Origin of the sequence: Sinosporangium siamense (assembly GCF_016863435.1) — a bacterium.
GTDB classification, from domain to species: Bacteria; Actinomycetota; Actinomycetes; order Streptosporangiales; family Streptosporangiaceae; genus Sinosporangium; species Sinosporangium siamense.
On sequence record NZ_BOOW01000026.1, the window covers coordinates 25,365 to 49,825 of the forward strand.

General features: G+C 71.0%; 20 protein-coding genes and 1 pseudogene. 7 read left to right on the forward strand and 14 right to left on the reverse strand.

The features are described 5' to 3' along the window. Window positions 1–23 precede the first annotated feature (23 nt). Both Ssi02_RS19245 and Ssi02_RS19250 read right to left on the reverse strand, forming a co-directional pair. Window positions 24–296, reverse strand: a complete 273-nt coding sequence (locus tag Ssi02_RS19245; RefSeq protein WP_204027320.1) for a TFIIB-type zinc ribbon-containing protein — start codon at window positions 294–296, stop codon at window positions 24–26. Window positions 297–355: 59 nt separating this feature from the next. After that, window positions 356–1,432, reverse strand: coding sequence for a phosphotransferase family protein (locus tag Ssi02_RS19250; RefSeq protein ID WP_239129083.1), 1,077 nt, complete (start codon window positions 1,430–1,432; stop codon window positions 356–358). Window positions 1,433–1,529: 97 nt separating this feature from the next. Here Ssi02_RS19250 and Ssi02_RS19255 point away from each other — a divergent pair, with 97 nt between their 5' ends. Together Ssi02_RS19255 and Ssi02_RS19260 are read left to right on the forward strand one after the other, a co-directional pair. Further along, the gene (locus Ssi02_RS19255; protein ID WP_204027321.1) at window positions 1,530–2,438 is read left to right on the forward strand and encodes a TIGR03619 family F420-dependent LLM class oxidoreductase; all 909 of its coding nucleotides are present in this window, start codon (window positions 1,530–1,532) and stop codon (window positions 2,436–2,438) included. Between the two features lie 310 nt (window positions 2,439–2,748). Beyond that, a complete protein-coding gene (locus Ssi02_RS19260; RefSeq protein ID WP_204027323.1) occupies window positions 2,749–3,285 on the forward strand; it encodes a DUF6328 family protein in 537 nt (178 codons plus the stop codon). Window positions 3,286–3,586: 301 nt separating this feature from the next. On the opposite strand, the gene Ssi02_RS19265 is transcribed toward Ssi02_RS19260, so the two are convergent. Together Ssi02_RS19265 and Ssi02_RS19270 are read right to left on the reverse strand one after the other, a co-directional pair. Continuing rightward, a complete protein-coding gene (locus Ssi02_RS19265) occupies window positions 3,587–4,354 on the reverse strand; it encodes an aminotransferase class IV (protein ID WP_204027325.1) in 768 nt (255 codons plus the stop codon). 252 nt (window positions 4,355–4,606) lie between these two features. Next, window positions 4,607–5,770 carry a M20 metallopeptidase family protein gene (locus tag Ssi02_RS19270; protein ID WP_373870174.1) on the reverse strand — a complete coding sequence of 388 codons (1,164 nt, stop codon included), beginning with the start codon at window positions 5,768–5,770 and terminating at the stop codon, window positions 4,607–4,609. Window positions 5,771–5,978: 208 nt separating this feature from the next. Between Ssi02_RS19270 and Ssi02_RS19275 the strand changes: the two are divergent. After that, window positions 5,979–6,763: pseudogene (locus tag Ssi02_RS19275) on the forward strand (HAD-IIA family hydrolase). Here Ssi02_RS19275 and Ssi02_RS19280 read toward each other — a convergent pair. After that, a complete protein-coding gene (locus tag Ssi02_RS19280) occupies window positions 6,753–7,238 on the reverse strand; it encodes an NUDIX hydrolase (protein ID WP_204027329.1) in 486 nt (161 codons plus the stop codon). The pseudogene Ssi02_RS19275 and the gene Ssi02_RS19280 overlap by 11 nt on opposite strands. A gap of 125 nt (window positions 7,239–7,363) precedes the next feature. Further along, a complete protein-coding gene (gene arfB / locus Ssi02_RS19285) occupies window positions 7,364–7,786 on the reverse strand; it encodes an alternative ribosome rescue aminoacyl-tRNA hydrolase ArfB (RefSeq protein ID WP_204027332.1) in 423 nt (140 codons plus the stop codon). A 211-nt stretch (window positions 7,787–7,997) separates the two neighbouring features. Between arfB and Ssi02_RS19290 the strand changes: the two genes are divergently transcribed. After that, entirely contained in the window at window positions 7,998–8,867 is an 870-nt protein-coding gene (locus tag Ssi02_RS19290) for a hypothetical protein (RefSeq protein WP_204027334.1), read from the forward strand. Window positions 8,868–8,918: 51 nt separating this feature from the next. Next, complete coding sequence (locus Ssi02_RS19295; RefSeq protein WP_204027336.1) at window positions 8,919–10,166, forward strand: cytochrome P450; 1,248 nt, start codon at window positions 8,919–8,921, stop codon at window positions 10,164–10,166. Window positions 10,167–10,194: 28 nt separating this feature from the next. Here the strand turns inward: Ssi02_RS19295 and Ssi02_RS19300 are convergent, their stop codons facing one another. The 7 genes from Ssi02_RS19300 to Ssi02_RS19330 all read right to left on the reverse strand — a co-directional run bounded on the left by Ssi02_RS19300 (window position 10,195) and on the right by Ssi02_RS19330 (window position 17,323). Further along, window positions 10,195–11,763: an MFS transporter gene (locus tag Ssi02_RS19300; protein WP_204027338.1), complete on the reverse strand. Its 1,569-nt coding sequence runs from the start codon at window positions 11,761–11,763 to the stop codon at window positions 10,195–10,197. Window positions 11,764–11,818: 55 nt separating this feature from the next. After that, window positions 11,819–12,424 carry a TetR/AcrR family transcriptional regulator gene (locus Ssi02_RS19305; protein WP_204027340.1) on the reverse strand — a complete coding sequence of 202 codons (606 nt, stop codon included), beginning with the start codon at window positions 12,422–12,424 and terminating at the stop codon, window positions 11,819–11,821. Window positions 12,425–12,475: 51 nt separating this feature from the next. Next, window positions 12,476–13,126, reverse strand: coding sequence for a biliverdin-producing heme oxygenase (locus tag Ssi02_RS19310; RefSeq protein ID WP_204027342.1), 651 nt, complete (start codon window positions 13,124–13,126; stop codon window positions 12,476–12,478). A 121-nt stretch (window positions 13,127–13,247) separates the two neighbouring features. Further along, window positions 13,248–14,477 carry an acyltransferase family protein gene (locus Ssi02_RS19315; RefSeq protein WP_204027344.1) on the reverse strand — a complete coding sequence of 410 codons (1,230 nt, stop codon included), beginning with the start codon at window positions 14,475–14,477 and terminating at the stop codon, window positions 13,248–13,250. After that, the gene (locus tag Ssi02_RS19320; RefSeq protein WP_204027346.1) at window positions 14,467–15,222 is read right to left on the reverse strand and encodes an alpha/beta hydrolase; all 756 of its coding nucleotides are present in this window, start codon (window positions 15,220–15,222) and stop codon (window positions 14,467–14,469) included. Before Ssi02_RS19320 ends, Ssi02_RS19315 begins: the two co-directional genes overlap by 11 nt. Window positions 15,223–15,350: 128 nt before the next feature. Then, a complete protein-coding gene (locus Ssi02_RS19325) occupies window positions 15,351–16,013 on the reverse strand; it encodes a response regulator (protein ID WP_204027348.1) in 663 nt (220 codons plus the stop codon). Next, window positions 16,010–17,323: a sensor histidine kinase gene (locus tag Ssi02_RS19330; protein ID WP_204027350.1), complete on the reverse strand. Its 1,314-nt coding sequence runs from the start codon at window positions 17,321–17,323 to the stop codon at window positions 16,010–16,012. The genes Ssi02_RS19325 and Ssi02_RS19330 overlap by 4 nt, the downstream gene beginning before the upstream one ends. Before the next feature lie 204 nt (window positions 17,324–17,527). On the opposite strand from Ssi02_RS19330, the gene Ssi02_RS19335 reads away from it, so the two are divergent. Next, entirely contained in the window at window positions 17,528–20,632 is a 3,105-nt protein-coding gene (locus tag Ssi02_RS19335; RefSeq protein WP_204027351.1) for a gamma-glutamyltransferase, read from the forward strand. Between the two features lie 129 nt (window positions 20,633–20,761). Here the strand turns inward: Ssi02_RS19335 and Ssi02_RS19340 are convergent, their stop codons facing one another. Beyond that, window positions 20,762–21,742 carry an NAD(P)H-dependent amine dehydrogenase family protein gene (locus Ssi02_RS19340; protein ID WP_204027352.1) on the reverse strand — a complete coding sequence of 327 codons (981 nt, stop codon included), beginning with the start codon at window positions 21,740–21,742 and terminating at the stop codon, window positions 20,762–20,764. A 235-nt stretch (window positions 21,743–21,977) separates the two neighbouring features. On the opposite strand from Ssi02_RS19340, the gene lon reads away from it, so the two are divergent. Beyond that, complete coding sequence (gene lon, locus Ssi02_RS19345; RefSeq protein WP_204027353.1) at window positions 21,978–24,350, forward strand: endopeptidase La; 2,373 nt, start codon at window positions 21,978–21,980, stop codon at window positions 24,348–24,350. Window positions 24,351–24,461 lie beyond the last annotated feature (111 nt).

Here is a 24,461-nt window from a genome sequence, read left to right on the forward strand (position 1 = left end):
CCCGTCCGGGCGGGCCGGTGTGGTCAGGAGGAGAAGAGCATGCCCGCCCAGCCGCGCTTGCGGCCGTGGTGGCCTCCGTAGTGGCCGCCGCCGTGCGGCGCGCCCCACGAGGGAGCGCCGTGCGCGGGCGGCGGAGGAGGGGCGGCGTGGCCCTGAGACCACTGCGCCTCCAGCCGGGTCAGCGCCTCGAGCTCTCCGTAGTCCAGGAAGATCCCCCGGCAGTTCTCACACTGCTCGATGTGGACCCCGTTGCGGTCAAAGGTGCGCATCGTGCCGCGACACTTCGGGCATTGCATTTAAGCCGTCTCCTTGCGCTTGGCTCATGTGCTTAACGACAACCTACTGCGTGGGGACCCTATGGCGGCGTTCCTCCCGCACTCACAATCCTGGCGCATGTGTCCACCAGCAGCGCGTCCACCTCGTCGAGCGGCCGGAACTGCTCGCGCGCCTTGGCCACCGCCGCCGCCGCGAGCTGCGCCGATAGCGCCCGCGCCGGTATGTCGAGCCGGGCCCACGGGTCCGCTCCGTCGCCCAGTGCGGGGCTGCCGGCCGCCAGATAGGAACCGAGGAAACGCTCCCACTGGGAGCGTTCCAGCAGCCCTATGGCGAACCACGCGGCGGGCCGGGCGAGGTCCCACGCCTGGTCGCCCAGGCCGAGGTCGTCGACGTCGATGAGGATCCAGTCGCCGCGCCGCACCAGCTGGCCCATGTGCCAGTCGCCGTGCGTCACCGCGGGACGTGGGTGCGGCCGCTCGCCGCGCGCCTCAGGCGGCAGCGTGGCGAAGGCGCGGCGGATCACCCGCTCCTCGGGGCCGTCGCCGGTGAGTGCGGCGACGAGGCCCGCGGCCCTGCGGGGGCCGTGCGCGGGCGGCAGCGGGGGCAGGGCCTCGGCGGGGACGGAGTGCAGGGCGGCCAGCAGCCGCGCCGCCTCCTCCCAGGGGGCGGCGTCGGGGTCGCTCTGGTCGACGGGTTCGCCGGCGGGCCAGACCGTCACCAGCCGGTCGTGGGTCTCGGTCACCTCGACGCTGAGCGGGGGGAGCAGGACACCGCTCATCGCGGGTGCGGCGGTCGCCCGCATGCGCATCCGCAGAGGGCCGGGCTCCATGCCCGGTGCGTGTGCCTTCACCACCACGTCACCCGCGCGCACGATGACGACATCGGGCCTGGTCGGCACGACCACCGCGTCGTGGCCGCCGTGCTCGGCGGCGAGGCGTGCCATCCGCCGGACCAGCGCGTCGTGCTGCCCCGTGTTGTGCGCCGCTGTGTTGACCTGTGCTGCGCCGTGCTGCCCTGTGCCGTGCGGCGCCGTGGTGTCCTGCGCCGTGCTGTCTTGCGCTGTGTTGTCCTGCGCCGCGTCGTGCCGTTCTGTGTCGTGCGGCGTCGCCGCGGAGGGGGCGGCGGGGGTCTGCGCGAGGTGGGGGGCTTGGGGCATGGCAGACAGTGAACCACCAGCCGAACGAGTCAGGATAGCCAGGCCGCCATCTTCACAACGAGTGGTTTGTTATATTGGATCGATTTAAAGTAGCAGTGTGAAGATCAGCTTCGGCCTGCCCGTCTCCGGCTCGTGGGCTACACCAGCCAATATGGCCCGCATCGCGATTCGTGCAGAGCATCTCAAATATCACGGTGTGTGGAGTTTTCAGCGGTTGCTTGCGCCGGTGGGACGTACGCTTGCTCCGTTCTACCGGAGTGTCCACGATCCCGTGACGACACTTGCCTACGTGGCCGGTGTGACCGACAGAGTGCGACTCGGCGTCGCGGTGCTGAACATGCCGTTCGCTTCTCCGGCATATCTCGCCAAGCAGCTCACGACGCTCCAAGCCGTATCGGGCGGGCGTCTGACGGCGGGATTCGGGCTGGGATGGATGCCTGAGGAGCTCGCGGTCTCCGGCGTGTCGAGCAAAGGGCGAGGGCGCAGGGCCGAGGAATTCGTCGAGGTGCTGAGAAGACTGTGGACCGAGGAGGTGGCGGAGTATGACGGTGAGTTCTACTCCCTGCCCGCCTCGCGGCAGGAGCCGCGGCCGGATCCGGTGCCACCCGTTCTGCTGGGCGGCAGCGCGGAGCCGGCGCTGCGGCGCGCGGGCCGGATCGCCGACGGCTGGATCAGCGCCAGTAGCGCCGATCTGCGCGACATCGGCACCCAGATCGCAGTGGTCAAGGAGTCCGCCCGGGAGGCGGGGCGCGACCCCTCGATGTTGTCCTTCGTCGTCCGCGGGGTGACAAGGGTGCGGCCCGGCGGCGATCCCGCCCGCCGCCCGCTCACCGGGTCTTATGAGGAAATCCGGGCCGATGTGGCGGAGCTCTCCGCCAAAGGCGTCACAGAGGTGTTCCACGACCTCAATTTCGACGAGGAGATCGGTGCCCCTGAGGCCGACCCTCGCGAGTCGATGCGCCGTGCCGAGGAAGCGCTTGAAGCGCTCGCCTCGATAAATGTTTAAGCTGGGGTTGTCGTGGTCGTTTCGCGACGGCGGAGCGATCTGGGTCGGAATAGAAGAGCAGCCTTTCTTCTCCGGGAAATTATGTCAAAGTTTCCAGATCCGGAAATTTGAGGCAGACATTCCGGATTGTGGGAGTTCCCTCATGAAGCGGGCGAGGGATACAAGTAAGTACGGGTCGCTTTCCTGCGATGCCGATCGGAATTCCCCGAAGTAAGGGAGAACCATGGCACAGTCCTCTCGTATCCGATTACCAACGTATGACGCTGTCTCCGTCCAGGCGGGGGCAGCCTCGGCAGTGGAGCCCGCTCCCGTGTCGGCGGCGGTTCAGCGGCTGCGTCCGCTTCCGGCCGAGGGGGCCGCTCAGCCGGCTCAGGCAGCGCACGAGCCGGAATCGCCCCTTCAGAGACTGAACCGCGGCTACGCCGAGCTGCTCCAGGAAGTGCGGATCGGTCAGACGTGCGTGCAGGCTCTCGCGGGTTTCCTGATGGCTCTCGCGTTCATGCCGCGATTCGCCACCATAACCGCAGGGCAGCGTGGGCTCTATGTGGCGGCGCTGGTGACCACCATGCTCGCCGCGGCACTTCTCACCGCACCGGCCCCCTTCCACCGCATCGTCTCCGGACGGCGGTTGAAGCAGAGGCTGATCTCGTTGTCGAGCAGGCTGACGCTCATCGGCCTGAGCCTGCTCATGCTGGCCATGGGATTCGCCTTCGTGCTCGTCCTGGATGTCATGGGCCTGGTGGCCGCGCCGTACATGGGCGCTGTCATGCTGTTCGGGTTCGTGTTCATCTGGTTCGTCATACCGGTGTGGTACCGGGTGCGACATGGGATCAAGGACGAAAGTTGACCTGATCCCGGGGTGCCGCCGCCGACGGTGGCACCCGTCGCACTGAAAGCCGGTCCGGCCGCCCGAGAACGCGCATCGGCCGAACGCGGTGAATGCAAGTCCGTTCCATCTCGTCCCACGACGGCCGGCCGGAGTCCTCGCCGGGCATCGGCGCCGCTCGGGCGGATGAGACCCGCCTCACTTGTCAGCGATCGCAGTGGCGACACTTCGATCAGCGGCCACGACCGCCTCTCGGCTATCCCATATCGAGAGGCGGTCGGCTCGTTGAAGCGGCCCTTTCCCGAACACCCCGTGCGTGCGGTCAGACGCGGTCCCACGGATTCTCGTCGTGGCATTCGGTCACGGTTTTCAGAATGTCGGCCGCGGAGTCGAACACTACGTCGCCGACGCGCTCCACCGCGGCGATCCCCCGCGAATTGGCGGTGAAAGCCGCGGCGTACTCGGAAAGGTGGGAAAGGCGCACCCTGCGAGAGACCCAGGGCACGCCGCGCCTCCGCAGTCCCGCCTCGACGAGTCCCATCGCGGTGCCACGCAACATCGGGGCGTCCGGCCAGACGACCGACGTGCCGTCGAAGAGGCCGAAGTTGCTGATCGCCCCCTCCGACACCGTGCCGTCCGGCGCGACCAGCAGCACTTCGTCGAAACCGGCGCGGGCCGCCACCGCGCGCAGGTGTGCCTGGGGGAACCCGGCCGCGTGCTTGATGTGGGGGAGATAGCGCTGGTAGACGGCCGAGGTGAGAACCCAGGGGCGCGCGTCCGCCGCGCCGGGCTCCGCCACGGTCACCACGATGTCGGGCCGTCCCTCCGGTGCCCCGACCACGTAGACGCGCACCGACGCGTCCTCCTCCGCGGTGAGGGCGTGGCGGATATGGGAGCGCACCTGCCCGGTGTCGAGCTCCCCGCCGAACAACTCGCGCGTCGCCGCCGAGAGCCGGTCCAGATGCAGATCGAGCCCGCGCACCCTCCCGCCTCTGACCTGCATGGCGGTGAAATGCCCGTAGTTGAAGACGGCAGGGGCGAGAGGTCTGGCCGGCGGGACGGGGTGACCGTTGATCTCAGTTCGCGTCATCGGTCCATTGAAGCGCTCCCACAGGTCCTGGCGCGGGCTGGCTGAGGTCTTCCTGGTCGGCGACGAACCCGGGGGACGGACACGAGCCGCCCGGCCCCGTGGACCGGTCCCGCGGCCGGCCCGGCTCCCGCCGTACGACGCGCCGGGAGACCGCCGTACGGCGGAAGCCGGCCGCGCCACCCCCGTAGATGACGGGAGAGCGGCGCGGGTGGCCTCACGGCGCGCTGAGCGGCGTGTGGAGCGGTCCTGGGGTCAGCGGGCCAGGCGGGTCATGGCGAGGTGGGCGAGCAGCGCGGCGCCGTCGGGGAGCACGGCGTCGTCGAACTCGGCCTCGGGCGAGTGGTTGTAGGCGGCGGTCGCCGGGTCGCGCTCCGGCGGGCAGGCGCCGAGGAAGACGAACGCGCCCGGGACGTCCTCCAGCACCAGGGAGAAGTCCTCCGCGCCCGTGACCGGCTGGGGAGCGACGAAGAAACGGCTGGGACCGAACAGTTCGACGATCTCGTCGCCGGTGAACGCCGCCTCGGTGTCGTCGTTGACCGTGACCGGGTAGCCCATGCCGAACTCGGCCCGGACCTCCAGCCCGTGCGCCTCGGCGAGGCCGGTCACCAGGCGGACGGCACGCTCCTTGACCGCGGCGCGGTTCGCCTTGCTGAAGGTGCGGATGGTGGCCTCGAACCTGGCCTCGTCGGGGATGATGTTGTCGGCGGTGCCCGCGTGGAAGCTGCCCACGGTGACGACCACGGGGTCGAACACGTCGAAGCCACGCGTCACCATCGTCTGCAGCGCCGTCACCATCTCACACGCCGCCGGGATCGGGTCGAGCGCCCGGTGCGGGGACGAGCCGTGGCCGCCCCGGCCGCGCACCGTCACGACCAGGGTGTCGGCGGCGGCCAGGAGCGGTCCGGGGCGCGACGAGTAGACACCCGGCGGCAGCATCGCCGACACCACGTGCAGCGCGTAGGCCGCCACCACCCGCTCCCCGGCCGCGTCCAGCACCCCCTCCTCGATCATGTACTTCGCGCCCTCGAAGCCCTCCTCGCCCGGCTGGAACATGAAGACCACGTCCCCCGCCAGCTCCTCCCGCCGCCCCGCCAGCAGGTGGGCGGCCCCGGCGAGCATCGTGGTGTGCAGGTCGTGACCGCAGGCGTGCATGCTGCCGTCCAGCTTGGAGATGTACGGCAGAGCGTTGCGCTCCTGGACCGGAAGCGCGTCCATGTCCCCGCGCAGCAGCACGGCGGGACCGGGTTTGCCGCCCCGCAGCACCGCGGTGACCGAGGAGAGCGAGCGGCCGGTGTGGATCTCCAGCGGCAGCCCGTCGAGGGCCTGCAGCACCTTCTCCTGTGTGCGCGGGAGGTCGAGACCGATCTCGGGTTCGGCGTGGAGAGCGTGGCGGATCCTGCGGAGCTCGTCACTCATGTCCTGGGCTGATTGAAGAAGCGACATGCGAGCATTCTTCATGGTTTTCGCTGCCCGTGGCTTGTCGAGTTCTCCACACTCCTGACGTGGGCCTTCGGTGATTCGCACACGTGCCCACCGCACTGCCCCGAAGAGGGGACGTTCGGGGAGAAAGCTCTAAGATGTGCGACACCGGATCAAGGTCGGTCCGGTCTGCTCGACGGAGGACATGGTGAGTGAGCGCAGGCCGATCACGTGCTGGCTGTCGGACATGGATGGCGTCCTGGTCAGGGAGGGCCATCCGGTGCCCGGGGCCGACGAGTTCGTCCGCCGGCTCCGCGACTCGGGCAAACGTTTCCTGGTGCTGACCAACAACTCCATCTACACCCCGCGCGACCTCGCCGTGCGGCTGCGCGCCACCGGTCTCGACGTGCCCGAGGAGTCCATCTGGACCTCGGCGATGGCCACCGCGAGGTTCCTCGACGACCAGCGCCCCGGCGGCTCCGCCTATGTGATCGGCGAGGCGGGCCTCACCACGGCCCTGCACGCGACGGGTTACGTGCTGACCGAGATCGACCCGGACTATGTCGTGCTGGGGGAGACCCGCACCTACAGCTTCACCGCGATCACCAAGGCCATCCGGCTGATCGAGAACGGCGCCCGCTTCATCGCCACCAACCCCGACGCCGTCGGTCCCTCCCACGAGGGCTCCCTGCCGGCCTGCGGGGCGGTGGCCGCGATGATCACCAAGGCCACCGGGTCGATCCGTACTTCGTGGGCAAGCCCAATCCCATGATGATGCGCAGCGCGCTCAACGCCATCGACGGGCACAGCGAGACGACCGCGATGATCGGCGACCGCATGGACACCGACATCGTGTCCGGCATGGAGGCCGGGCTCTACACGATCCTGGTGCTCAGCGGGGTGACGGCGAGGGGCTCGATCGACCGCTTCCCCTTCCGCCCGTCCATGGTGGCCGACTCGGTGGCCGACCTCATCCCGCTCATCGACTGACAGCGCTCCGGCCGATCAGGTCCGGGAGAGTGGCGATGTGCCGGGCCAGATAGTCCGAGAGCTCGGGCGGCACCAGGTCGAGGGCGGCGACCTCGCCGCTCTCCAGGGGCAGCCGCACGAGTTCGTAGAGGCCGCGTGAGGGGTCGGTGAACTCGGGGCCGCAGCGCAGGCCGGGGTCGAGGGTGACCAGGCGGCAGCCGTACACGTGCTGGATCTTGACGCCGTCGGGCCGGGGGCAGCTCAGCACGGCGAGCGGGGTGGCGTCCTCGACGGTGGCGCCGAGCTCTTCTAACACCTCGCGGTGCAGGGTGTGCTCAAGGGTGGCGTCCTCCGGCTCGACGTGTCCTCCCGGGATCGACCAGTAGACGGGTTTGCCCGGCACGGTGCGGCGGAAGAGCAGCAGCCGGTCGCCGTCGAGCACGAGGGCGCGGACGCTGGGGACGAGCGTGGGGACGGCGGGGGGCTGCGGGCTCATCGTCGGCTCCTCGTCGCGGGCTCGTGGGCGGCCCGGGGATGGGCGGAGGGCGGGCACGGCGTGATCGTCTGCCCGCGTCCCCAGGTTCGCACGGGGCCCGGAGCGAGCTTTCCGCGGGGTGCCGGTCAGTGAACGTCGCGGCGGAGGCGCTTCACCTCGGAGCGGTGCTTCTTGTTGGCGATCCTGCGCTGGACGGCCCCACGGCTGGGCTTGGTCGCGCGGCGGCTTTTCGGCGGGGGAGCGACGGCCTCGGTGAGCAGCTCGGCGAGGCGGAGTTCGGCTGCGGCGCGGTTGCGGAGCTGGGAGCGGTGCTCGGAGGCGACGACCGTGATCACGCCGTCGACCAGGCGGGAGGCGAGGCGCTCCAGCGCCCGGGCCTTGAGGGCCGGCCCGAGTGCGGTCGTGGCGCCGAGGTCGAAGATCAGCTCGACCCGGCTGTCGGTGGTGTTGACCCCCTGGCCGCCAGGTCCGGAGGCGCGCGAGAACCGCCATCCCAGCTCGGTGTCCGGGATGACGATGGTGCCGCGCACGACGAGCGGGCCGGGCATGGCGGTGCTCCTTCGGGGTGGTCGGGAGGGCTGGAGGACCGTGAGAACGGCGCGCTACCAGCGGCGTTTCGGGCCGATAGCCAGGATATCTACGGGGTCTGCCGGTGAAGCAAGTGAATTGTGCCCGTTGTCTTTCGAAAGTGAGTTGTGGTGCCTTGTCGGGTCCGGCAGAGTGTGCCAGGGGCCCGGGGGATGTAAGAGGAGAGACGCGGTGGCGGCCATCGTCGGCGTGCATGGGATCGGTAAACACAACTACTACGAAGATGCAGGTCACTGCTCCAGCGGCGCCGCCGAGGCGATGCGCCGCAAATGGGACCGTTATCTGCACACGGGGCTCACCGGTGGTCGTGCTTATTCGGGGGAGTCCTACATCAAGAGCGTTGCGTACTACGCGCATCTGCTCAAGGAAAACAGGGTAGTCCAAAAGCTCGGGAACGCTCCAAAGAAGGCCGCCGCCGTGCGTGCCATGGCGGTCGAGGAGCAGCGGGTCTTCATCGAATGGGCCAGACAACTCGACGCGGTCAAAAGCAAGGCGGGTGAGGCGCTCACCCAGGCGCTGCGCAGACTCATGGAATGGCTGCTCGACACCCTGGACGAGCGGGCCATCTCGTTCGCCGGGCTGTTCTGCCCCGAGGTGACGGCCTACCTCGACGGCAGGCCCGGAGCACGCGCGGCCTGCGTCCAGGAGGTCGCAGAGACGATCAGGCGCGAGGAGGCCAGGGTGGTCATCGCCCACTCCCTCGGCAGCGTCGTCACCTACGAGGCTCTCTGGGCCAATCCGGACATCGAGGTGGACCTGCTCATCACGCTGGGCAGCCCGCTCGGTTTACGGGACGTGATCTTCGAACGGCTGGTGCCTTCGCCGATCAAAGACCGGGGCGAACGCCCCAAGGGCGTGGGGCGCTGGATCAACATCGCTGACAAGGACGACATCGCGGCCATTCCACCCGGACTCGCGGGGCAGTTCGGAGGCGTGGACCTGGACGTCGTGGTCAACCTCGACTGGATCGACTTTCACACGGTGGGCAAGTACCTCGGCTCGGGAGCACTGAACAGGCACCTTGCGCCGTACCTGAATTAGGTGCGGATCAAGTCGTCACGACCCCGAAGCGCGACATGCCAGGATGTGAGCGTGACGACTGTGGTTGCCCCTGAATTGGACCTGGCGGACCTCTCCTTCTGGCGCCGCCCGCCGAAGGAGAGGCACGAGGCCTTCGCCAGGTTGCGGCAACTGGAGCACCCGGTGTTCTTCGAGGAGCGCCGGGTGCCTCTCCTGCGGTCCGGCAGGGGCTTCTACGCGCTGGTGCGCCACGCCGACGTCGTCGAGGCCGGCAGGAACGCCGCGGTCTTCTCCAGCGAGCCCGCCGTGACCAGTCCCGAACCCCCCGGCTGGGTCAAGCACGTCTTCGGCGAGTCCATGGTCAACATGGACGACCCCCGCCACGCGCGGCTGCGGCGCATCGTGTCGCGTGCCTTCAGCCCCCGTATGCTGTCCAACCTCCAGGGGGACATCGAGCGGGCCTGCGCGCGCATCGTCGACGACGCCGTCGCCGAAGGTCCTCAGGACTTCGTCCGCCAGGTGGCCGCCAAACTCCCCATCCACGTCATCTGCGACATGATGGGCATCCCCGCGGAACATCGCGCACGGGTCCACGCCCACGTGGACGTCTCGACCGCCTACACCGGAGTACGGCCGAGCCTGTTTCGCTCGCTCCGCATGGCGGGCGCCAACGTCCTCGCGCTGCTGGCCCTCCAGCGTCTCGTCGTCCGGCTCGGCCGCGAACGCGCCCGCGCACCCCAGGGCGACCTCGTCTCCGCGCTCGTCACCGCGAACGTCGACGGCGAACGCCTCACCTGGCGCGAACTCGGCTCCTTCTTCTCCCTGCTCCTCGTCGCCGGCAACGAGACCGCCCGCAACACCATGGCGCACGGCATCAAGCTCCTCACCGACCACCCCGATCAGCGTGAGCTGCTCCTGTCGGACTTCGACGCGCACATCAACGGCACCATCGAGGAGATGGTCCGCCACGTGTCCCCCATCATGCAGTTCCGCCGCACCGTGACCCAGGACTACGACCTGCGCGGCCTCCACCTGCGCCCCGGCGACAAGGTCGTGCTGTTCTACGGCTCGGCCAACCGGGACGAGGAGGTCTTCCCCGAGGCCGGGCGGTTCGACATCACCCGCAAACCCAATCCCCACGTGGGCTTCGGCGGTCCCGGCCCGCACTTCTGCCTCGGCGCCAACCTCGCCCGGCAGGAAATGCGCACGATGTTCCGCGAGCTGTTCACCCGGCTGCCCGGCATCGCCGCGGTGGGTGAGCCGGAGCTGCTGCTGTCCAACTTCGACAACAGCGTGCGCTCCCAGCGCTTCACCTTCTGACCGGGCTCCTGCTTCCCGCGCCCTCGCCTCAGCGGGAGGGCAGGGGCTTGCAGTGGTCCGGCTCCAGGGGAGGCGCGGTGACCGCGCAGTGGACGTGGCACTCCGGCTCGCGGGCCTCCGGCTCGGCCAGCACGTTGCGGCGGACCGAGGTGAACGCGATGACCGCGGACGCCCCCATCAGCACGGCGCTCGCGACCATCGCCGTGCCGAACCCCGCGGTGAAGGCGGCAGGGTCGCGGTAGGCGTCCCCGGTGAGGCCCACGAGCGGCGGCACGGCGGCCACGGCCAGCAGGCCGCCGGTCCTCGCCACCGCGTTGTTGATCCCGCTGGCCACCCCTGCGTAGCGCTCGTCGGCGGTCGCGAGCACGGTCGCCGTCAGCGGCGCCACGGCGGCCGACAGGCCGAGACCGAACACGATCACCGGGGGCAGCACATCGGTCAGGTAGTGCGATCCCGGGCCGATCCCGCTCATCCACAGCATCCCCGCCGCGCACAACAGGATGCCGGCGGTCAGCGGCAGCCGCGGGCCGATCCTGCGGGCGACCTCACCCGCCCGCGCGGAAAGCAGGAGCATCAGCAGGGTGACGGGCAGCATGGCCGACCCCGCCGCCACGGGTGAGAACCCCGCCGCCACCTGCAACTCCACGACGAGCAGGAAGAACACGACCCCCATCGCGGCGTACATCACCAGGGTGACCAGATTGATCGCGCTGAACACCCGGTCGCGGAACAACCCGACAGGCACAAGTGCACTCACACCGTCGCCGCCGGGACGACCGGGATTCGGCCGCCCGGCCAGGACGCCGTGCCCGCCGGGGGCGCCCGCCAGGGGCCGCGACCGCCTGATCTCCACCACCACGAAGGCCGCCCCGCACGCGACCCCGGCCAGGATCATGAGCAGCCCCGCCCCCTCCTCGATCAGCCCGTAGGTGATCCCGGTCAGCGCCAGAGCGGCCAGCAGCGTCCCGAGCACGTCGAACCGGCCGGCCGCCTGGGTGTCACGGCTTTCCGGCACGTGCCGTACGGCGATGGCCATGACGACGGCGGCGACCGGCAGGTTGAGCAGGAACACCCACCGCCACCCCACGGTCTCGACAAGCCATCCGCCGAGCAGCGGCCCCACGGCGGCGGCCACGCCCCCGAGCCCCGACCACGCGCCCACCGCCCGGGGGCGGTCGGCCCGGACGAAGGTCGCCTGGATGATCGCCAGCGAGCCGGGGGTGAGGAGCGCGCCGCCGATCCCCTGGAGGGCCCGCGCCGCGATCAGGGTCTCGATGGTGGGCGCGAACCCGCACAATGCGGACGCCAGCGCGAACCAGGCGACGCCGATCAGGAAGATCTTGCGCCTGCCGTATCGGTCGCCGAGGGATCCCCCTAGCAGGATCAGGCCGGCGAGGGTGAGCGTGTAGGCGTTGACCGTCCACTGGAGCCCCGCCATGCCGGCGTCGAGCTGCTCGCCGAGCGCCGGGAGCGCCACGTTGACCACGGTGCCGTCGAGCAGCGCCATGCCCGAGGCGAGGATGGTGGTGGCGAGGATCCAGCGCCCCTGCGGGGAGCTGAGGTGTATATGACCGTTGTCCGGAGCACCAGTGCTCATTGGCCTATTCTGCACGTTTTGCCATGTTCCGTCCCCTGCTGGGGAGGGGGCCTGGTCAGCCGGGGGACGGGCGGCCGAGCGCGCGGAGGATGAAGCCGGTGAGGCGGGTCTCGGCGTCGGGGAGGGTGCTGGAGCCCGCGAGGAGGGGGATGCGCTCGGAGCCGATGATCGCCAGGATGACGCGGGCGGTGGCGGGCACGTCGTCGGCCTGGAAGTCGCCCGAGGCGACCCCGCTCTCGATGATCTCGCACAGGACCCGCTGCATCGGGGCCACGTGGTCGGCGAGGCGCTGGTAGGCGTCGGGCCCGAGGGTGGCGCCCAGATCGGCCGCGCCGGGATGGGGGTGGGCGAGGAGGCCCGCGAGCTGAAGGCGGACAAAGGCCCGCAGCCGCTCCCCCGGGGAGGCCCCCGCGGGCAGCTCGCGCTCGTAGCTCTCGATGAAGTAGCTGGTGACGCGCTCGGTGAAGGCCAGCAGCAGCGCGGCCTTGTCCGGATAGTAGTTGTAGAGCGCGGTGCGGGTGATGCCGGCCTCGCCCGCCACGTCGGTCAGCGAGATGGTGTCGATGCCCTGCTCACGCGAGAGCCGCGCGACCGCTTCGAGGATGCGGTCGCGGGTCTGCACACGGTGTTCGCCGATCGTGGCGGCGGAGATCCGGGGCATGCTCCCATCGTCGCACAGGTAGTCGCGGTTCGTGTTGTCCGCGAAGGGCGGTCAGGCCGCGGTTTCTGTGCGGAGTGCGCGGCCGAGGTCGGTCAGCACCTCGGTGTTGAGCTGGTAGGCGAGCCGGGTTTCGCGGATGATGCGCTGCTTCTCGTCGTCGCCGATCGGCATGGCGTCGAGTTTGCCGCGGTATTCCTGCTTGAAGCGGGGGAGGCTGCCGATGTCGAAGTAGTAGAAGTCAACACCCCCGCCGCGCTGGTAGCCGTAGATCTTCTGGAGCTCCATGCGAATGAACTGCCCGCCCGACATGTCGCCGAGGTAGCGCGTGTAGTGGTGGGCCACATAACCGCCCGGCCAGTCCGCCATCTGGTTCAGCCGCGCCACCAGGGTGAGGGTGGACTTGCTCGGTGTGATCCTGTCCCGCCAGGACGGCCCGTAGACGGTGGTGAGGTCCCGCACGAGGGCCTCCTCCCGGAAGATCTCCGGGAGCACGAACGGCGCCGCCACCGGATCGTCCGCCAGCGCCCGCCCCGCGCCGTCCAGCGCGACATAGGCGAAGTAGTGCTGGGCGATCATCTCCCCGTAGACCTCCGGGCTGAGCCGCCCGGCCATCAGTTCCTTGAGGTAGATCCCGGCCTCGGCCTCCGAGTGGTCGCCCCAGGTGGCGTTCCTGAGGGTTTCGGAGAAGGGCGAATCGGTCATATAAGGCTCACTCTGATCGCGCTGAGAGGCGTCGTACTGTGACCAGCCGTCACGTATGCTTTCACGACGAAGTGTCGCAATCTTTGGAGAAGCCCGTCAAGTAGATAACGACACCCTGTCATTAAAACCGCTTCAGCCGCCGCATGAGCACCGGTCCCACCCCCGCGGCCAGCACCAGGCCGAACGCCAGCCCCCACACGACGCGGAGCGCGATCCACCCCGCATCGGCCGGAGGCCCCAGCAGCCCCGGCACCACCGTGAACGGCGCCGCCGCCAGCACCGCCGCACTGAGCACCGTCTGATGCCACAGGAACAACGTCATCGCCGCCAGATTGACCAGCGCCACCACCGCCCACACCCCCGGGCGGCGCATGGCCCGCGCCAGCGGCCCGCGCACGAGCAGCGCCAGCCCCACCTGTGCCAGCCCGAAGCAGACCGCGGCCAGCGTGGGCGGAGACAGGTTGGACGCCCTCGCGCCCGTCACCCCCACCATGCTCGCCGGGTAGCCGAACCCCGCCAGCAGCACCGCCATTCCCGCCGCCCCGCCCAGCAGCAGCCCCCACGCGGTCCACCGCCCGCCGAGCCCGCCGCGCGCCCAGGCGATGCCCAGCGTGTACGGCACGAGCCACGCGGCGGCCACGTTCACCCAGCCGAGGCCGGCCGGCCCGCCGGGCGTCAGCCGTACCACGTCGACGACCACGACCACGGCGACCATCGCCCCCGCGGTGGCCGCGGGGTTGAGCCGCATCAGGGGCCGGGTCAGCGCCGTCACGGCGGTGAACACCGCGAGGAACCACAGCGGCCCCAGCGCGGGCATCGCCACCGCCCGGATCGAACGCGGGTGCATGCCGAGCCCCCACAGGACGAGGATCAGCACCGCCCAGCATGCCAGCAGCGGCACCACGGGCCCGAGCAGCCTCCGGAGGCGCGCCGTCACCCACGCGCCGCCGGCGCCGGGCGCGCGGCCGCTCAGGCTGCGGGCCGCGGCGTAACCGCCCACGAAGAAGAACACCGCGAGCGTTTGCAACACCCACGACAGGGGCGCGAGCGCGGGCTGGAAGGCCAGCGGGCTGGAGGTCGCCAGCCTGCCGGACTCGGTCGTGACCCAGCCTGTGACCAGCCAGTGGCCGAGCACCACCCCGCCGATCGCCAGGGCGCGCAACGCGTCGGCGGCCCGATCCCGCTCCGGCGGCGTCTCCGCGTCGAGCCGCACGGCCAGCTCCGCCCACCGCGCCCGGAGCCCGCCGCCCGCGCGGGCGGCGGGGGAGGGCTGCCGCGCCGGCACGGTGACCTCCGCCGGTTGGGAGGAAGCCGGCTGGGAGCAAGCCGTGGAGGAGTTCTCAGCGGACACGGCTCACCTCCGAGACGCGGCCGAGCGCGATCAGGGTCAGGTTGCGCAGCGACTCCGATCCCGGTCGCAGGTAGTCACTGTGACCGGCGCCCCCGGTCACGAACCGGTGCGCTCCGAACGAGGGCTCCGTGGGATCCTTCCCGAATCCAAACGGCCCGATCCTGACGTTCGGGACATTGCGGATCCCGTCCGCGCTCCCGAGCCCCGCCCACAGCCGCACCCCGCCGAGCTCCCGCGCGTGATCCACGGTGAGCCCCGGGCTGCCGTAGACCGCCATGTCGGCCACCGCCGTACCGCGGACCGCCTTGGCGCACACGACCGATCCGTAGCTGTGGCAGAGCAGCGTCACCCGCTTGCCCGCGAGCCCCGCGATCGTCTCCCGCAGCGCCGCGGCGCCGTCCTCTGCCGCGTCGTCCATGGCGACGGCGAGGCTGCGGGTCGCAGGGACGTCGTAGCCGAGCCAGGCCACCACGGCGAGGCCCGGATCCTCCCCGAGCCTGCGCGCCTCGGCCAGCAGCGCCTTCGCGCCGCCTCCGGGGGTGCTGTACGGCTTGGCGCCCCGCCGTTCGAAGGTCGCGACCGTGGTGTCCGAGCCTGGCACGACGATCGCCACGCCGCGCGCGGCGGCGAGGTCGCCGTAGACGCGGATCAGCCGCTCCCCGGGCCCGTCACGTCCGCCCGCGGCGGTCATCGTGAGTATGGTCGTGGCGGCCAGGGCGACCGCCGTGAGCACCTTCCAGCGCATGTGAGCCCCCATCCCGAATCCCAACTTTCGGGGCAAGAGGCTAGAAATCACCGCAGGTGGCGCGCGTCACCGCAGTGAGTGATCTTTCTTGTCACACCCAGGTGGGACCGGCGGTGCACGACAGTCCTTCAGGAGGGCCGGACCAGCCCGCTCTCGTAGGCGTAGACGATGGCCTGGGCGCGGTCGCGCAGGCCCAGTTTGGTCAGCATGCGGCCGACGTGGGTCTTGACGGTCTGCTCCGAGATGTAGAGCCGCTCGGCGATCTCCAGGTTGGCCAGCCCCTGGGCCACGAGGGTGAGCACCTCGGTCTCGCGTTCGGTGAGATGCCCGACCTTGCGCGGCGACGGCGAGCGCGGCCCGCCCAGGCGGACGAACTCCGCGATCAGCCGCCTGGTCACCGAGGGGGCGAGCAGCGCGTCGCCCGCCGCGACCACCCGCACCGCCTCGACGAGCTCCTGAGCGGAGGCGTCCTTGAGCAGGAAGCCGCTGGCCCCGGCGCGCAGCGCCTCGAACACATAGTCGTCCAGGTCGAATGTCGTGAGGATGAGCACCTTGAACGGGCTGCCGGGCTCCCCGCCGAGGAGCTTTCTCGTGGCGGTCAGCCCGTCCATCACGGGCATGCGCACGTCCATCAGGATCACGTCGGGCGACAATTCGGCCGCCAGCTCGACGGCCTGCGCCCCGTCGGCGGCCTCGCCCACCACCTCGATGTCGGGCTGGGTGCCGAGGAACACGCGGAACCCCGTGCGCACCATGCCCTGGTCGTCGGCGATCAGCACTCTGACGGTCACCGCACCCCCTCATCCGCGATCGGCAGCCTAGCGGTCACGGCGAACCCCCCGCCCGGGGTAGGCCGCGCCATCAGGGTGCCGCCCAGCATCGTCGCCCGCTCCACCATGCCGATCAGCCCGTGGCCCGGCCCCGCCCTGTCCTTGGCGGCCTCGGGCGGGGTGGCCGGGGGGCCGTTCTCGATCCGCAGCAGCAGGTCGGCGGACCCGCGTTCGATCGTGAGGGTGACGGCGGACCCGGGGGCGTGGCGCATGGCGTTGCTCAGCGACTCCTGCACGATGCGATAGGCCGACAGCCCGACGGAGGCGGGGAGATCGCCGATGTCGCCCGCCGAGGAGGCCGTGACGGACAACCCCGCCGCGCGCGCGTTGACTACCAGCTCGGGAAGCCGCCGCAGGTCGGGCTGCGGGGCCGTGTCGCGCCTGCCCTCCTCGTCGCGCAGCACGCCGAGCACACGCCGCATCTCGGCCAGCGCCTCCAGGGACATGCTCCGGATCTCCTTCAGCCCGGCTTCCAGTTCGCGCGGATCCCCCGCCGCGCGCAGCGGCGCCGCCTCGGCCTGGATGGCGATCACCGACATGTGGTGGGCCACGACGTCGTGCAGTTCCCTGGCGATGCGCGATCGCTCCTCGAGTACGGCACGAGCCGCCTCGGCCTCCTCGGCACGCTCGGCCTCGCCTTCGAGGCTCCGCCGTACCCGGACGGTGTGGCCGAACACTCCGATCAGGGAGAAGAGGAATATGCCCGGCAGGAGCGCGGCGGAGTTCCACGTCAGCGTGGTCAGGGTCGTGAGCACGCAGACGACGGCGGTGATCTCGCCCTTGCAGCGCACCGCCACGGAGTAGACGCAGAGCGAGATGACGATATAGATCGGGTAGTAGATCTGGCTGGTGGGGTGCGAGTTCCAGAAGAGCACCATCGCGATCACGGAGAGCCGCCAGGCGCCCAGCGGCCAGCGGGTCCGCAGGATCAGCGGCAGCACGCCGAAGAGCAGCGGCAGGAGCCACCGTTCGAGGTCGAAAGGGGCGATCACCAGTCCGCTTCCGGGGTTACGCCCATTGAGGAGGAGTGGCGTCCGGCTCATCAGCTCGTCCGCGCTCACAACGGTGAGCACGAGGGCCGCCAGCACGTCGGCCGCGAAGACCAGGTCGATCCTCCTGCCGGCGAACAGGCGGCCGGGCAGGGTGATGAGCAAGCCGGGCCGGCGGGGGACGGGCGGGTCGACCCGCCCGCCGACCAGCGCGGCCGGCACTGCCGACACCAGCCGCACCAGCCTGCTGCTCTTGACGGGGGACGCGGTGCGGGCGGTCACCGGACGAGTCTAGGTTCGCTGCTTCCGGGGCGTCGTCGCCCCTGAGGGTGACCTCGCGCGTGCCACCTGAGAGTGACGGCGATGACTTGAGTACGGTGATCCAGAGACGGCGTCCAGTGATGATCGACGTTTGTTCACTGTCACCGTAATTCTCGGGTGGCGGCGCCGCTGTTCATTCGCTCTCCAGCGCGAGGACAACGACCGATGCGTAAACTGCGCTGTCTTCTCATCGCCGCCGCGCTGTGTTATCCGGCTCTCGCCGTATCCCTCGTCCCCGCCGCACAGGCGGGCCGGCTCTCCTATCCGCGTCAGCCCGTCGCCACCGGGCACGGCGGGGCCGTCGCCACCGAGCACCCGCTCGCCTCGCGGGCGGCCATCGACGTGCTGAACGCCGGCGGCAACGCGGTGGACGCCGCGGTCGCCGCCTCGGCGGTGCAAAGCGTGGTGCGGCCCTTCTCCGGCGGCATCGGCGGGGGCGGCTTTATGCAGGTCTACCGCAAGGCCACCAACACGTTCACCGTCCTGGACCACCGCAGCGCCGCCGCCGCGTCCTTCAACGCGCGGAGCTTCGTCGACCCGGTCACCGGCAGGCCGCACCACGAGGACACCGTCGTGAACAGCGGCCCGGCCGCCGGCGTGCCCGGGGTGGTGAAGGCGTGGGAGCATGCGGTGAGGCAATACGGCTCCGGCATGTCGCTGGCCACCCTTCTCCGGCCCGCCGTCCAGATCGCCGAGCGGGGTTTCCTGTCGGACGCCAACCTGGTGCGGGAGATCACCGAGAACGCCGCGCGGTTCTGCGCGTTCCCCGGCACCAAGGCCCTCTACCTCAACGCGGACTGCTCGGTGCCGCCGGCCGGGACGCTGATCCGGAACCCCGGCCTGGCGGCGACCTATCAGGCTATCGGCACCCAGGGGAGCAGCGCGTTCTACCAGGGCGCGATCGCCCGGTCGATCGCCGGCACCGTCAACACGCCGCCGGCCGCGCCAAACCCGCCGTTCCCGATCCTCGCGGGCTCGATGACCGCGGCCGACCTCAGCGGCTATCGGGTGCACGAATATCCGGCACAGACCGTGGACTACCGCGGCTACAAGGTGCACCTGGCCCCGCCGCCCGCGAGCGGGGTGACCGTCGGACAGGCGCTGAATATCCTTGAGGGCTACGACCTGGCCAATATGCCACGGGCACAGGCACTGCACTATTACCTGGAGGCGTCCCGGCGGGCCTTCGCCGACCAGCAGACCTATCTCGGCGACCCGGCGACCCACCGGCCGGCGATGCCCCTCACGGGTCTGCTGTCGGACCGCTACGCCGAGCAGGTGCGGCAGCGCATCGCCGACACCAGCCCGCAGCGCGTCGTACCGCCGGGCGATCCCTGGCCATATGACGCCGACCCCGCGAAAACCGTCGCACCGGCCCCCGCCGCCGGCAAGCGGACGGTCTCGGCCGGCTTCACCGGACTCGCCGACGCGAGCACCTGGGAGAGCGGGCCCGGCTTCACCACCACGGCCAAGGGCGGCACCGGCACGACCATCGACGTCAGAGGCGAGGCCGGGGTCATGCGGCTGGGCGCCGCGGCCGGCTCCTACGCACGCGCCGAGACGGACATGGCGCCGGTCGCCGACTCCGAGCTGCTGACCCGCTTCAAGATCGACGATCTGGGCGGTGACCGCCGGCTGCGCTTCTGGCTGCGCGCCGGTACCTGGAAGCACGCCACCTCGCCCGCCGGCGGTTATGCGGTCGAGATCAACGCGGCGGCCGACACCGTCAGGCTGATCCGCGCCCGCGACGGCCAGGCGGTGCGCGGGCTCGCCACCTTCCCCTACCGGCGCACGACAGGCTGGCAGTGGCTGCGCTTCAGCGTGGAGGGGGACAAGCTCAAGCTGCGCATCTGGGCGGACGGCAGGAGCGAGCCGCGCCAGACCTGGACCGGCACGCTGACCGACACCTCGGTGCCCGGCAAGGGCAAGGCCCTGGTGTCGGCGATCGAGCTGACCGGCGGAGCGAGCGGCGGCGCCTTCAGCGTCGACGACCTCAAGGTCACCGACCAACGCCCGGTCGCCTTCGAGGCCGCGTTCACCGGCATGCGGAACGGCGTGAACCGGAACACCGGCGGCCGGTTCACCACCGCCTCCGGCAACGGCGTGAGCAGCCCCGGCGCCGCCGCCGACGTCCGCGGCGAGACCGGCCGCCTGCACCTGGACGGCCCCAAGTTCTCCTACGCCAGGGCCGAGGCCGTCGCGCCGCAGCTCACCGACGGCGAACTGCTCGTGCGCTTCCGGGTGCCCGATCCAGGCGGCGACCGCCGCCTGCGGTTCTGGCTGCGCGCCGGCGACTGGAACACCCTCGTCACCCCGAGCCACGGCTACGGCCTGGAGATCAAGTCCACGACGGACCAGAACGAGCAGAACATCAGGCTCCTGCGAATCAAGCAGGGCAGCTCGCCGTTCACGCTCACCGGGATCCACCACGCCATGCCGCCCGGCCGGCAGTGGCTGCGTTTCCGGGCCGACGGCGAGGGCCTGCGCGCCAAGATCTGGGCCGACGGGGCGCAGGAGCCGCACGACTGGCAGATCCAGCGCGCCGACACCGAGATCACCGGACCGGGCAGACTGCTGATCGGCGCCACGGAGCCGGCGGGCGGCGACTTCCACGTGGACGATGTGACCCTCTACGACCGCGACGCCCTGGACAGCGGCGGGGCCGCCGCCGCCCAGGACAACGGCTCGACCATCCACCTCACCGTGGCCGACTCCGCCGGCAACATCGTCGCCTACACCCACACGCTCGGCGCGATCGGCGGCAACGGCATGGTCGTGCCCGGCCGCGGCTTCCTGCTGAACAACGAGCTCAGCGGGCGCCCGGGCGCGCTCACCCCGCCCGGGCACCCGAACGCGCCGCGCGGCGGCATGCGCCCGCTCAGCACCCAGTCACCCACCATCGTCACCAAGAACGGCGACCCCGTGCTCGCCCTCGGCACGCCCGGCGGCGGCACCATCGTCACCACGGTGCTGCAAATCCTGATCAACCACATCGACTTCGGCATGACGCTGCCGGACGCCGTGGCCGCGCCCCGGCTGAGCCAGCGCAACGACAACCCGCAGGGCAACACGCAGATCGAGCAGGCGTTCGCGGGCACCCCGGAACACAAGGCACTGGGCACCGACCACGATCAGCTCTTCGACATCAGCACACTCACGTACGGCATAGGCGCGGTCAACGCCATCACCTATCTGCCGGCCGGTCAGATCCAGGCGGTCTCGGAACCGGTGCGGCGAGGAGGCGGCAGCGCGATGACACAGCTCCCGTAACCGCTCCCCTGGGAACGGCGCGGGCCGGCCCTCGACGGCGGGGCGGCAACCGTCGCCGAGCGCGCGTGTGCGGTGCGGGAGCCGGCGGCGACGAGCACGTCACGGATGATCACGGTGTGCATCCGCGGCCTACCGGTATTGCGGGGAGGCGGGGAGCTCGTCCACCGTCCGCAGCCCTGGGGCCGCCCGGCCGACCCGGCCGAGCGTGTTGACGACCACGGCGGCGGTGGCGCTGTCGCCGTGCAGCCCGCGCACGACCGACGTCAGGCCGGGCTCGCCGTCCAGAGTGATCACGTCCCTCGGGTCGGGGAGGCCGACCGCCATCTGCAGGTGCAACCTGATCAGCGCCTCGCCGTCGCGCGAGGCGACCACGAGCTGGTCGACGCCGAGCACGTGACCGGCCTCGACCAGGCCTTCGCCGTACGCCACGGGCTTTTCGGCCACGATCGGATCGATGGTCTCGGTGAAGCCGGTGCAGCCGAGGCCGAGCGCCCGGTTCACGAGCCTGGCGGACTCGGGCAGGCCGACGTGCCTGATCGTGCCGCCGCGCACCCGCTCGCCGAACTCCTCGACGCTCAGCCCCGCGCCGACCTTGCGCTGCAGCGGCAGCCTGCGCAGGCCGGCGTCCTGGACCCGGTGCACGTCCACCGCGCGCACCGATCGTTGCGAGGCGGACAACACGATGGGCAGGTAGTCCATGGCGTATCCGGGATTGACGCCGGTGCCGAGCAGGACCACGCCGTGCTCCCTGGCGACGGCGTCGAGGCGGGCGGCGACCTCCGGCTGCGCCTGCCAGGGGTCGGCGAGCTCCTCGCAGGTGGAGACCACGTGGTGGCCCGAGCTGAGCAGCGCGGTCAGCGTGGGCTCGGCGCCCGCGAGGGAGGAGCCGGCGCAGTGGATCGCGACGCCGCCGCGCCGGCCGAGCTCCGTGACGTCGCGGACGACGCGCAGGCCGCCCCGCTCCAGGGTCTGGCCGGCGAGCGCGGGGTCGACGGCGGCGACGCTCCTGAAGGCGTCCCTGCCGTCGAGGTAGGACATCACGTGCAGCCCGATGGGGCCGAGGCCGACGTGCACCAACTCGATGCCGGCCGGGGACGCGGATGAGGACATGAAGGAGCCTCCGAGCGGGGCGCATGGGCGTTCACGTGCGCCTATGGACCACGTGACAGCGACGGTACGACGGCACCGGACAAGAGATCAAGTATTCGTGAACGCCTGTCCAGGGTGTCCTTCCAGGCCTCAGGAAAGCGGGCCGTTGATCGCTTACGGCGAACACGCTCAGCTTCGGGAACATATAGAGGCTCCTGATACTTGAGTCGGTATAACTCAAGCCTTTGGAGCGTAGATGAGCGAGACCCTGACTCTTCCGGTTCTTCCCCTGGACGACGCGGTCGTGCTGCCCGGCATGGTGGTTCCGCTCGACCTGTCGGACGCCGAGGTGCGCGCCGCCATCGACGCCGCCCAGGCCGCGGGGCGCAAGAAGCCGGAAGTGCTGCTGGTGCCGCGGGTCGACGGCCGCTACGGCGCAGTCGGCGTCATAGCCGTCGTCGAGCAGGTGGGCCGGCTGCCCGGCGGCGAACCCGCCGCCGTGGTGCGCGGCGTCGACCGTGTGCGGGTCGGCACCGGCACGACCGGGCCCGGAGCCGCGCTGTGGGTCGAGGCGACCCGCGTCGAACGCGAGCCCGCCGGTGAGGCGGCGGCCGAGTATGCCCGGCAGTACAAGGCTCTGGCCACCACCATCTTGCAGAAGCGCGGCGCCTGGCAGATCGTCGACGGCGTCAACCAGATCGAGGACGCCTCCGTCCTCGCCGACAGCGGCGGCTACGCCCCCTGGCTGACCACCGCGCAGAAGATCGAGCTGCTGGAGACCCCCGACCCCGCCGTACGGCTGGAGCGCCTCGTCGACTGGGCCCGCGAACACCTGGCCGAGCTCGACGTCGCCGAGACCATCCGCAAGGACGTCCAGGAAGGGGTGGAGCGGCAGCAGAAGGAGTTCCTGCTCCGCCAGCAGCTCGCCGCCGTGCGCAAGGAGCTAGCCGAGCTCCAGGGCGACCCCGCCAGCGAGGAGGACGACTACCGCGCCCGCGTCGAGGCCGCCGACCTGCCGGAGAAGGTGCGTGAGGCCGCACTCAAGGAGGTCGGCAAGCTGGAGCGGGCCTCCGACCAGTCGCCCGAGGGCGGCTGGATCCGCACCTGGCTCGACACCGTGCTCGACCTGCCGTGGAACGACCGCACCGACGACGCCTACGACATCGGCGGCGCCCGCGCCGTGCTCGACGCCGACCACACCGGCCTCGACGACGTCAAGGACCGCATCGTCGAATACCTCGCCGTGCGCAAGCGGCGAAAGGACCGGGGGCTCGGCGTCGTCGGCGGGCGGCGAGGAGGCGCGGTGCTGGCCCTGGCCGGGCCGCCCGGAGTCGGCAAGACCTCCCTCGGCGAGTCGGTCGCGCGGGCCATGGGCCGCAAGTTCGTGCGCGTCGCCCTCGGCGGCGTGCGGGACGAGGCCGAGATCCGAGGCCACCGCCGCACCTATGTCGGGGCGCTCCCCGGGCGCATCGTGCGGGCCATCCGCGAGGCCGGCTCCATGAACCCCGTGGTGCTGCTCGACGAGATCGACAAGGTCGGCGCGGACTACCGCGGCGACCCCACCGCGGCGCTCCTCGAAGTGCTCGACCCCGCGCAGAACCACACCTTCCGCGACCACTACCTGGAGGTCGAGCTCGACCTGTCCGACGTGCTGTTCCTGGCCACCGCCAACGTCCTTGAGGCCATTCCGGGGCCGCTGCTCGACCGCATGGAGGTGGTGACCCTCGACGGCTACACAGAGGACGAGAAGGTCGCCATCGCCCGCGACCACCTCCTCCCGCGCCAGCTTGAGCGGGCCGGGCTGACCGCCGACGACGTCGCGGTCGAGGAGGGGGCGCTGCGCCGCCTCGCCGCCGAATACACCCGGGAGGCCGGCGTGCGCTCCCTGGAGCGCTTGGTCGCGCGGGTGCTGCGCAAGGTCACGGCGAGGGTCGCCCTCGACGAGACCGAGCTCCCGGTGACCGTCGGCGGCGACGACCTGGTCGGCTACATCGGCCGCCCGAGGTTCGTGCCCGAGTCGTCCCTCCCGGAGTCCCGGCAGCGTACGGCGGTGCCAGGCGTGGCCACCGGCCTCGCGGTGACCGGCGCCGGCGGCGACGTGCTCTACGTCGAGGCGTCCCTGGCCGACCCCGAGACCGGCTCGACCGGCGTGACCCTCACCGGTCAGCTCGGCGACGTCATGAAGGAGTCGGCGCAGATCGCGCTCTCCTACCTGCGCTCGCGCGGGGCCGAACTCGAACTGCCCGTCGGCGACCTCAAGGAGCGTGGCGTGCACGTCCACGTGCCCGCCGGCGCCATCCCGAAGGACGGCCCCTCGGCCGGTGTCACCATGACCACCGCCCTGGCCTCCCTCCTGTCGGGCCGCCCCGTCCGCTCGGATGTGGCCATGACCGGCGAGGTCTCCCTCACCGGCCGCGTCCTGCCCATCGGCGGCGTCAAGCAGAAGCTGCTGGCGGCCCACCGGGCGGGCATCACCACCGTCCTGATCCCCGCCCGCAACGAGCCCGACCTCGACGACGTGCCGGAGCAGGTGCGCGCCGAACTGACCGTCCACGCGGTGAGCGACGTCCGCGAGGTCCTCGACCTCGCCCTGACCCCGGCCTCCGCGGAGGTGCACGCGGCGGCCTGACCCCACCCCCCGTCCACGCGGGCGGATCCCCGGCTTCACGGCAGGGGATCCGCCCGTCCGGCGTTGGGGGGCGGGTCACGTGTCTATTGGCCCCCATATCCCTTCATCCCC

Excerpts from the sequence above, each read along its gene's own strand:
- lon (WP_204027353.1), top strand. The coding sequence starts at position 21,978 with ATGAGCGAGACCCTGACTCTTCCGGTTCTTCCCCTGGACGACGCGGTC.
- Ssi02_RS19265 (WP_204027325.1), bottom strand. The coding sequence starts at position 4,354 with ATGACGCGAACTGAGATCAACGGTCACCCCGTCCCGCCGGCCAGACCT.
- Ssi02_RS19320 (WP_204027346.1), bottom strand. The coding sequence starts at position 15,222 with ATGCGCTGGAAGGTGCTCACGGCGGTCGCCCTGGCCGCCACGACCATA.
- Ssi02_RS19280 (WP_204027329.1), bottom strand. The coding sequence starts at position 7,238 with ATGAGCCCGCAGCCCCCCGCCGTCCCCACGCTCGTCCCCAGCGTCCGC.
- Ssi02_RS19245 (WP_204027320.1), bottom strand. The coding sequence starts at position 296 with ATGCAATGCCCGAAGTGTCGCGGCACGATGCGCACCTTTGACCGCAAC.
- Ssi02_RS19305 (WP_204027340.1), bottom strand. The coding sequence starts at position 12,424 with ATGCCCCGGATCTCCGCCGCCACGATCGGCGAACACCGTGTGCAGACC.
- Ssi02_RS19340 (WP_204027352.1), bottom strand. The coding sequence starts at position 21,742 with ATGTCCTCATCCGCGTCCCCGGCCGGCATCGAGTTGGTGCACGTCGGC.
- arfB (WP_204027332.1), bottom strand. The coding sequence starts at position 7,786 with ATGCCCGGCCCGCTCGTCGTGCGCGGCACCATCGTCATCCCGGACACC.
- Ssi02_RS19310 (WP_204027342.1), bottom strand. The coding sequence starts at position 13,126 with ATGACCGATTCGCCCTTCTCCGAAACCCTCAGGAACGCCACCTGGGGC.
- Ssi02_RS19300 (WP_204027338.1), bottom strand. The coding sequence starts at position 11,763 with ATGAGCACTGGTGCTCCGGACAACGGTCATATACACCTCAGCTCCCCG.
- Ssi02_RS19250 (WP_239129083.1), bottom strand. The coding sequence starts at position 1,432 with ATGCCCCAAGCCCCCCACCTCGCGCAGACCCCCGCCGCCCCCTCCGCG.
- Ssi02_RS19270 (WP_373870174.1), bottom strand. The coding sequence starts at position 5,770 with ATGAGTGACGAGCTCCGCAGGATCCGCCACGCTCTCCACGCCGAACCC.
- Ssi02_RS19335 (WP_204027351.1), top strand. The coding sequence starts at position 17,528 with ATGCGTAAACTGCGCTGTCTTCTCATCGCCGCCGCGCTGTGTTATCCG.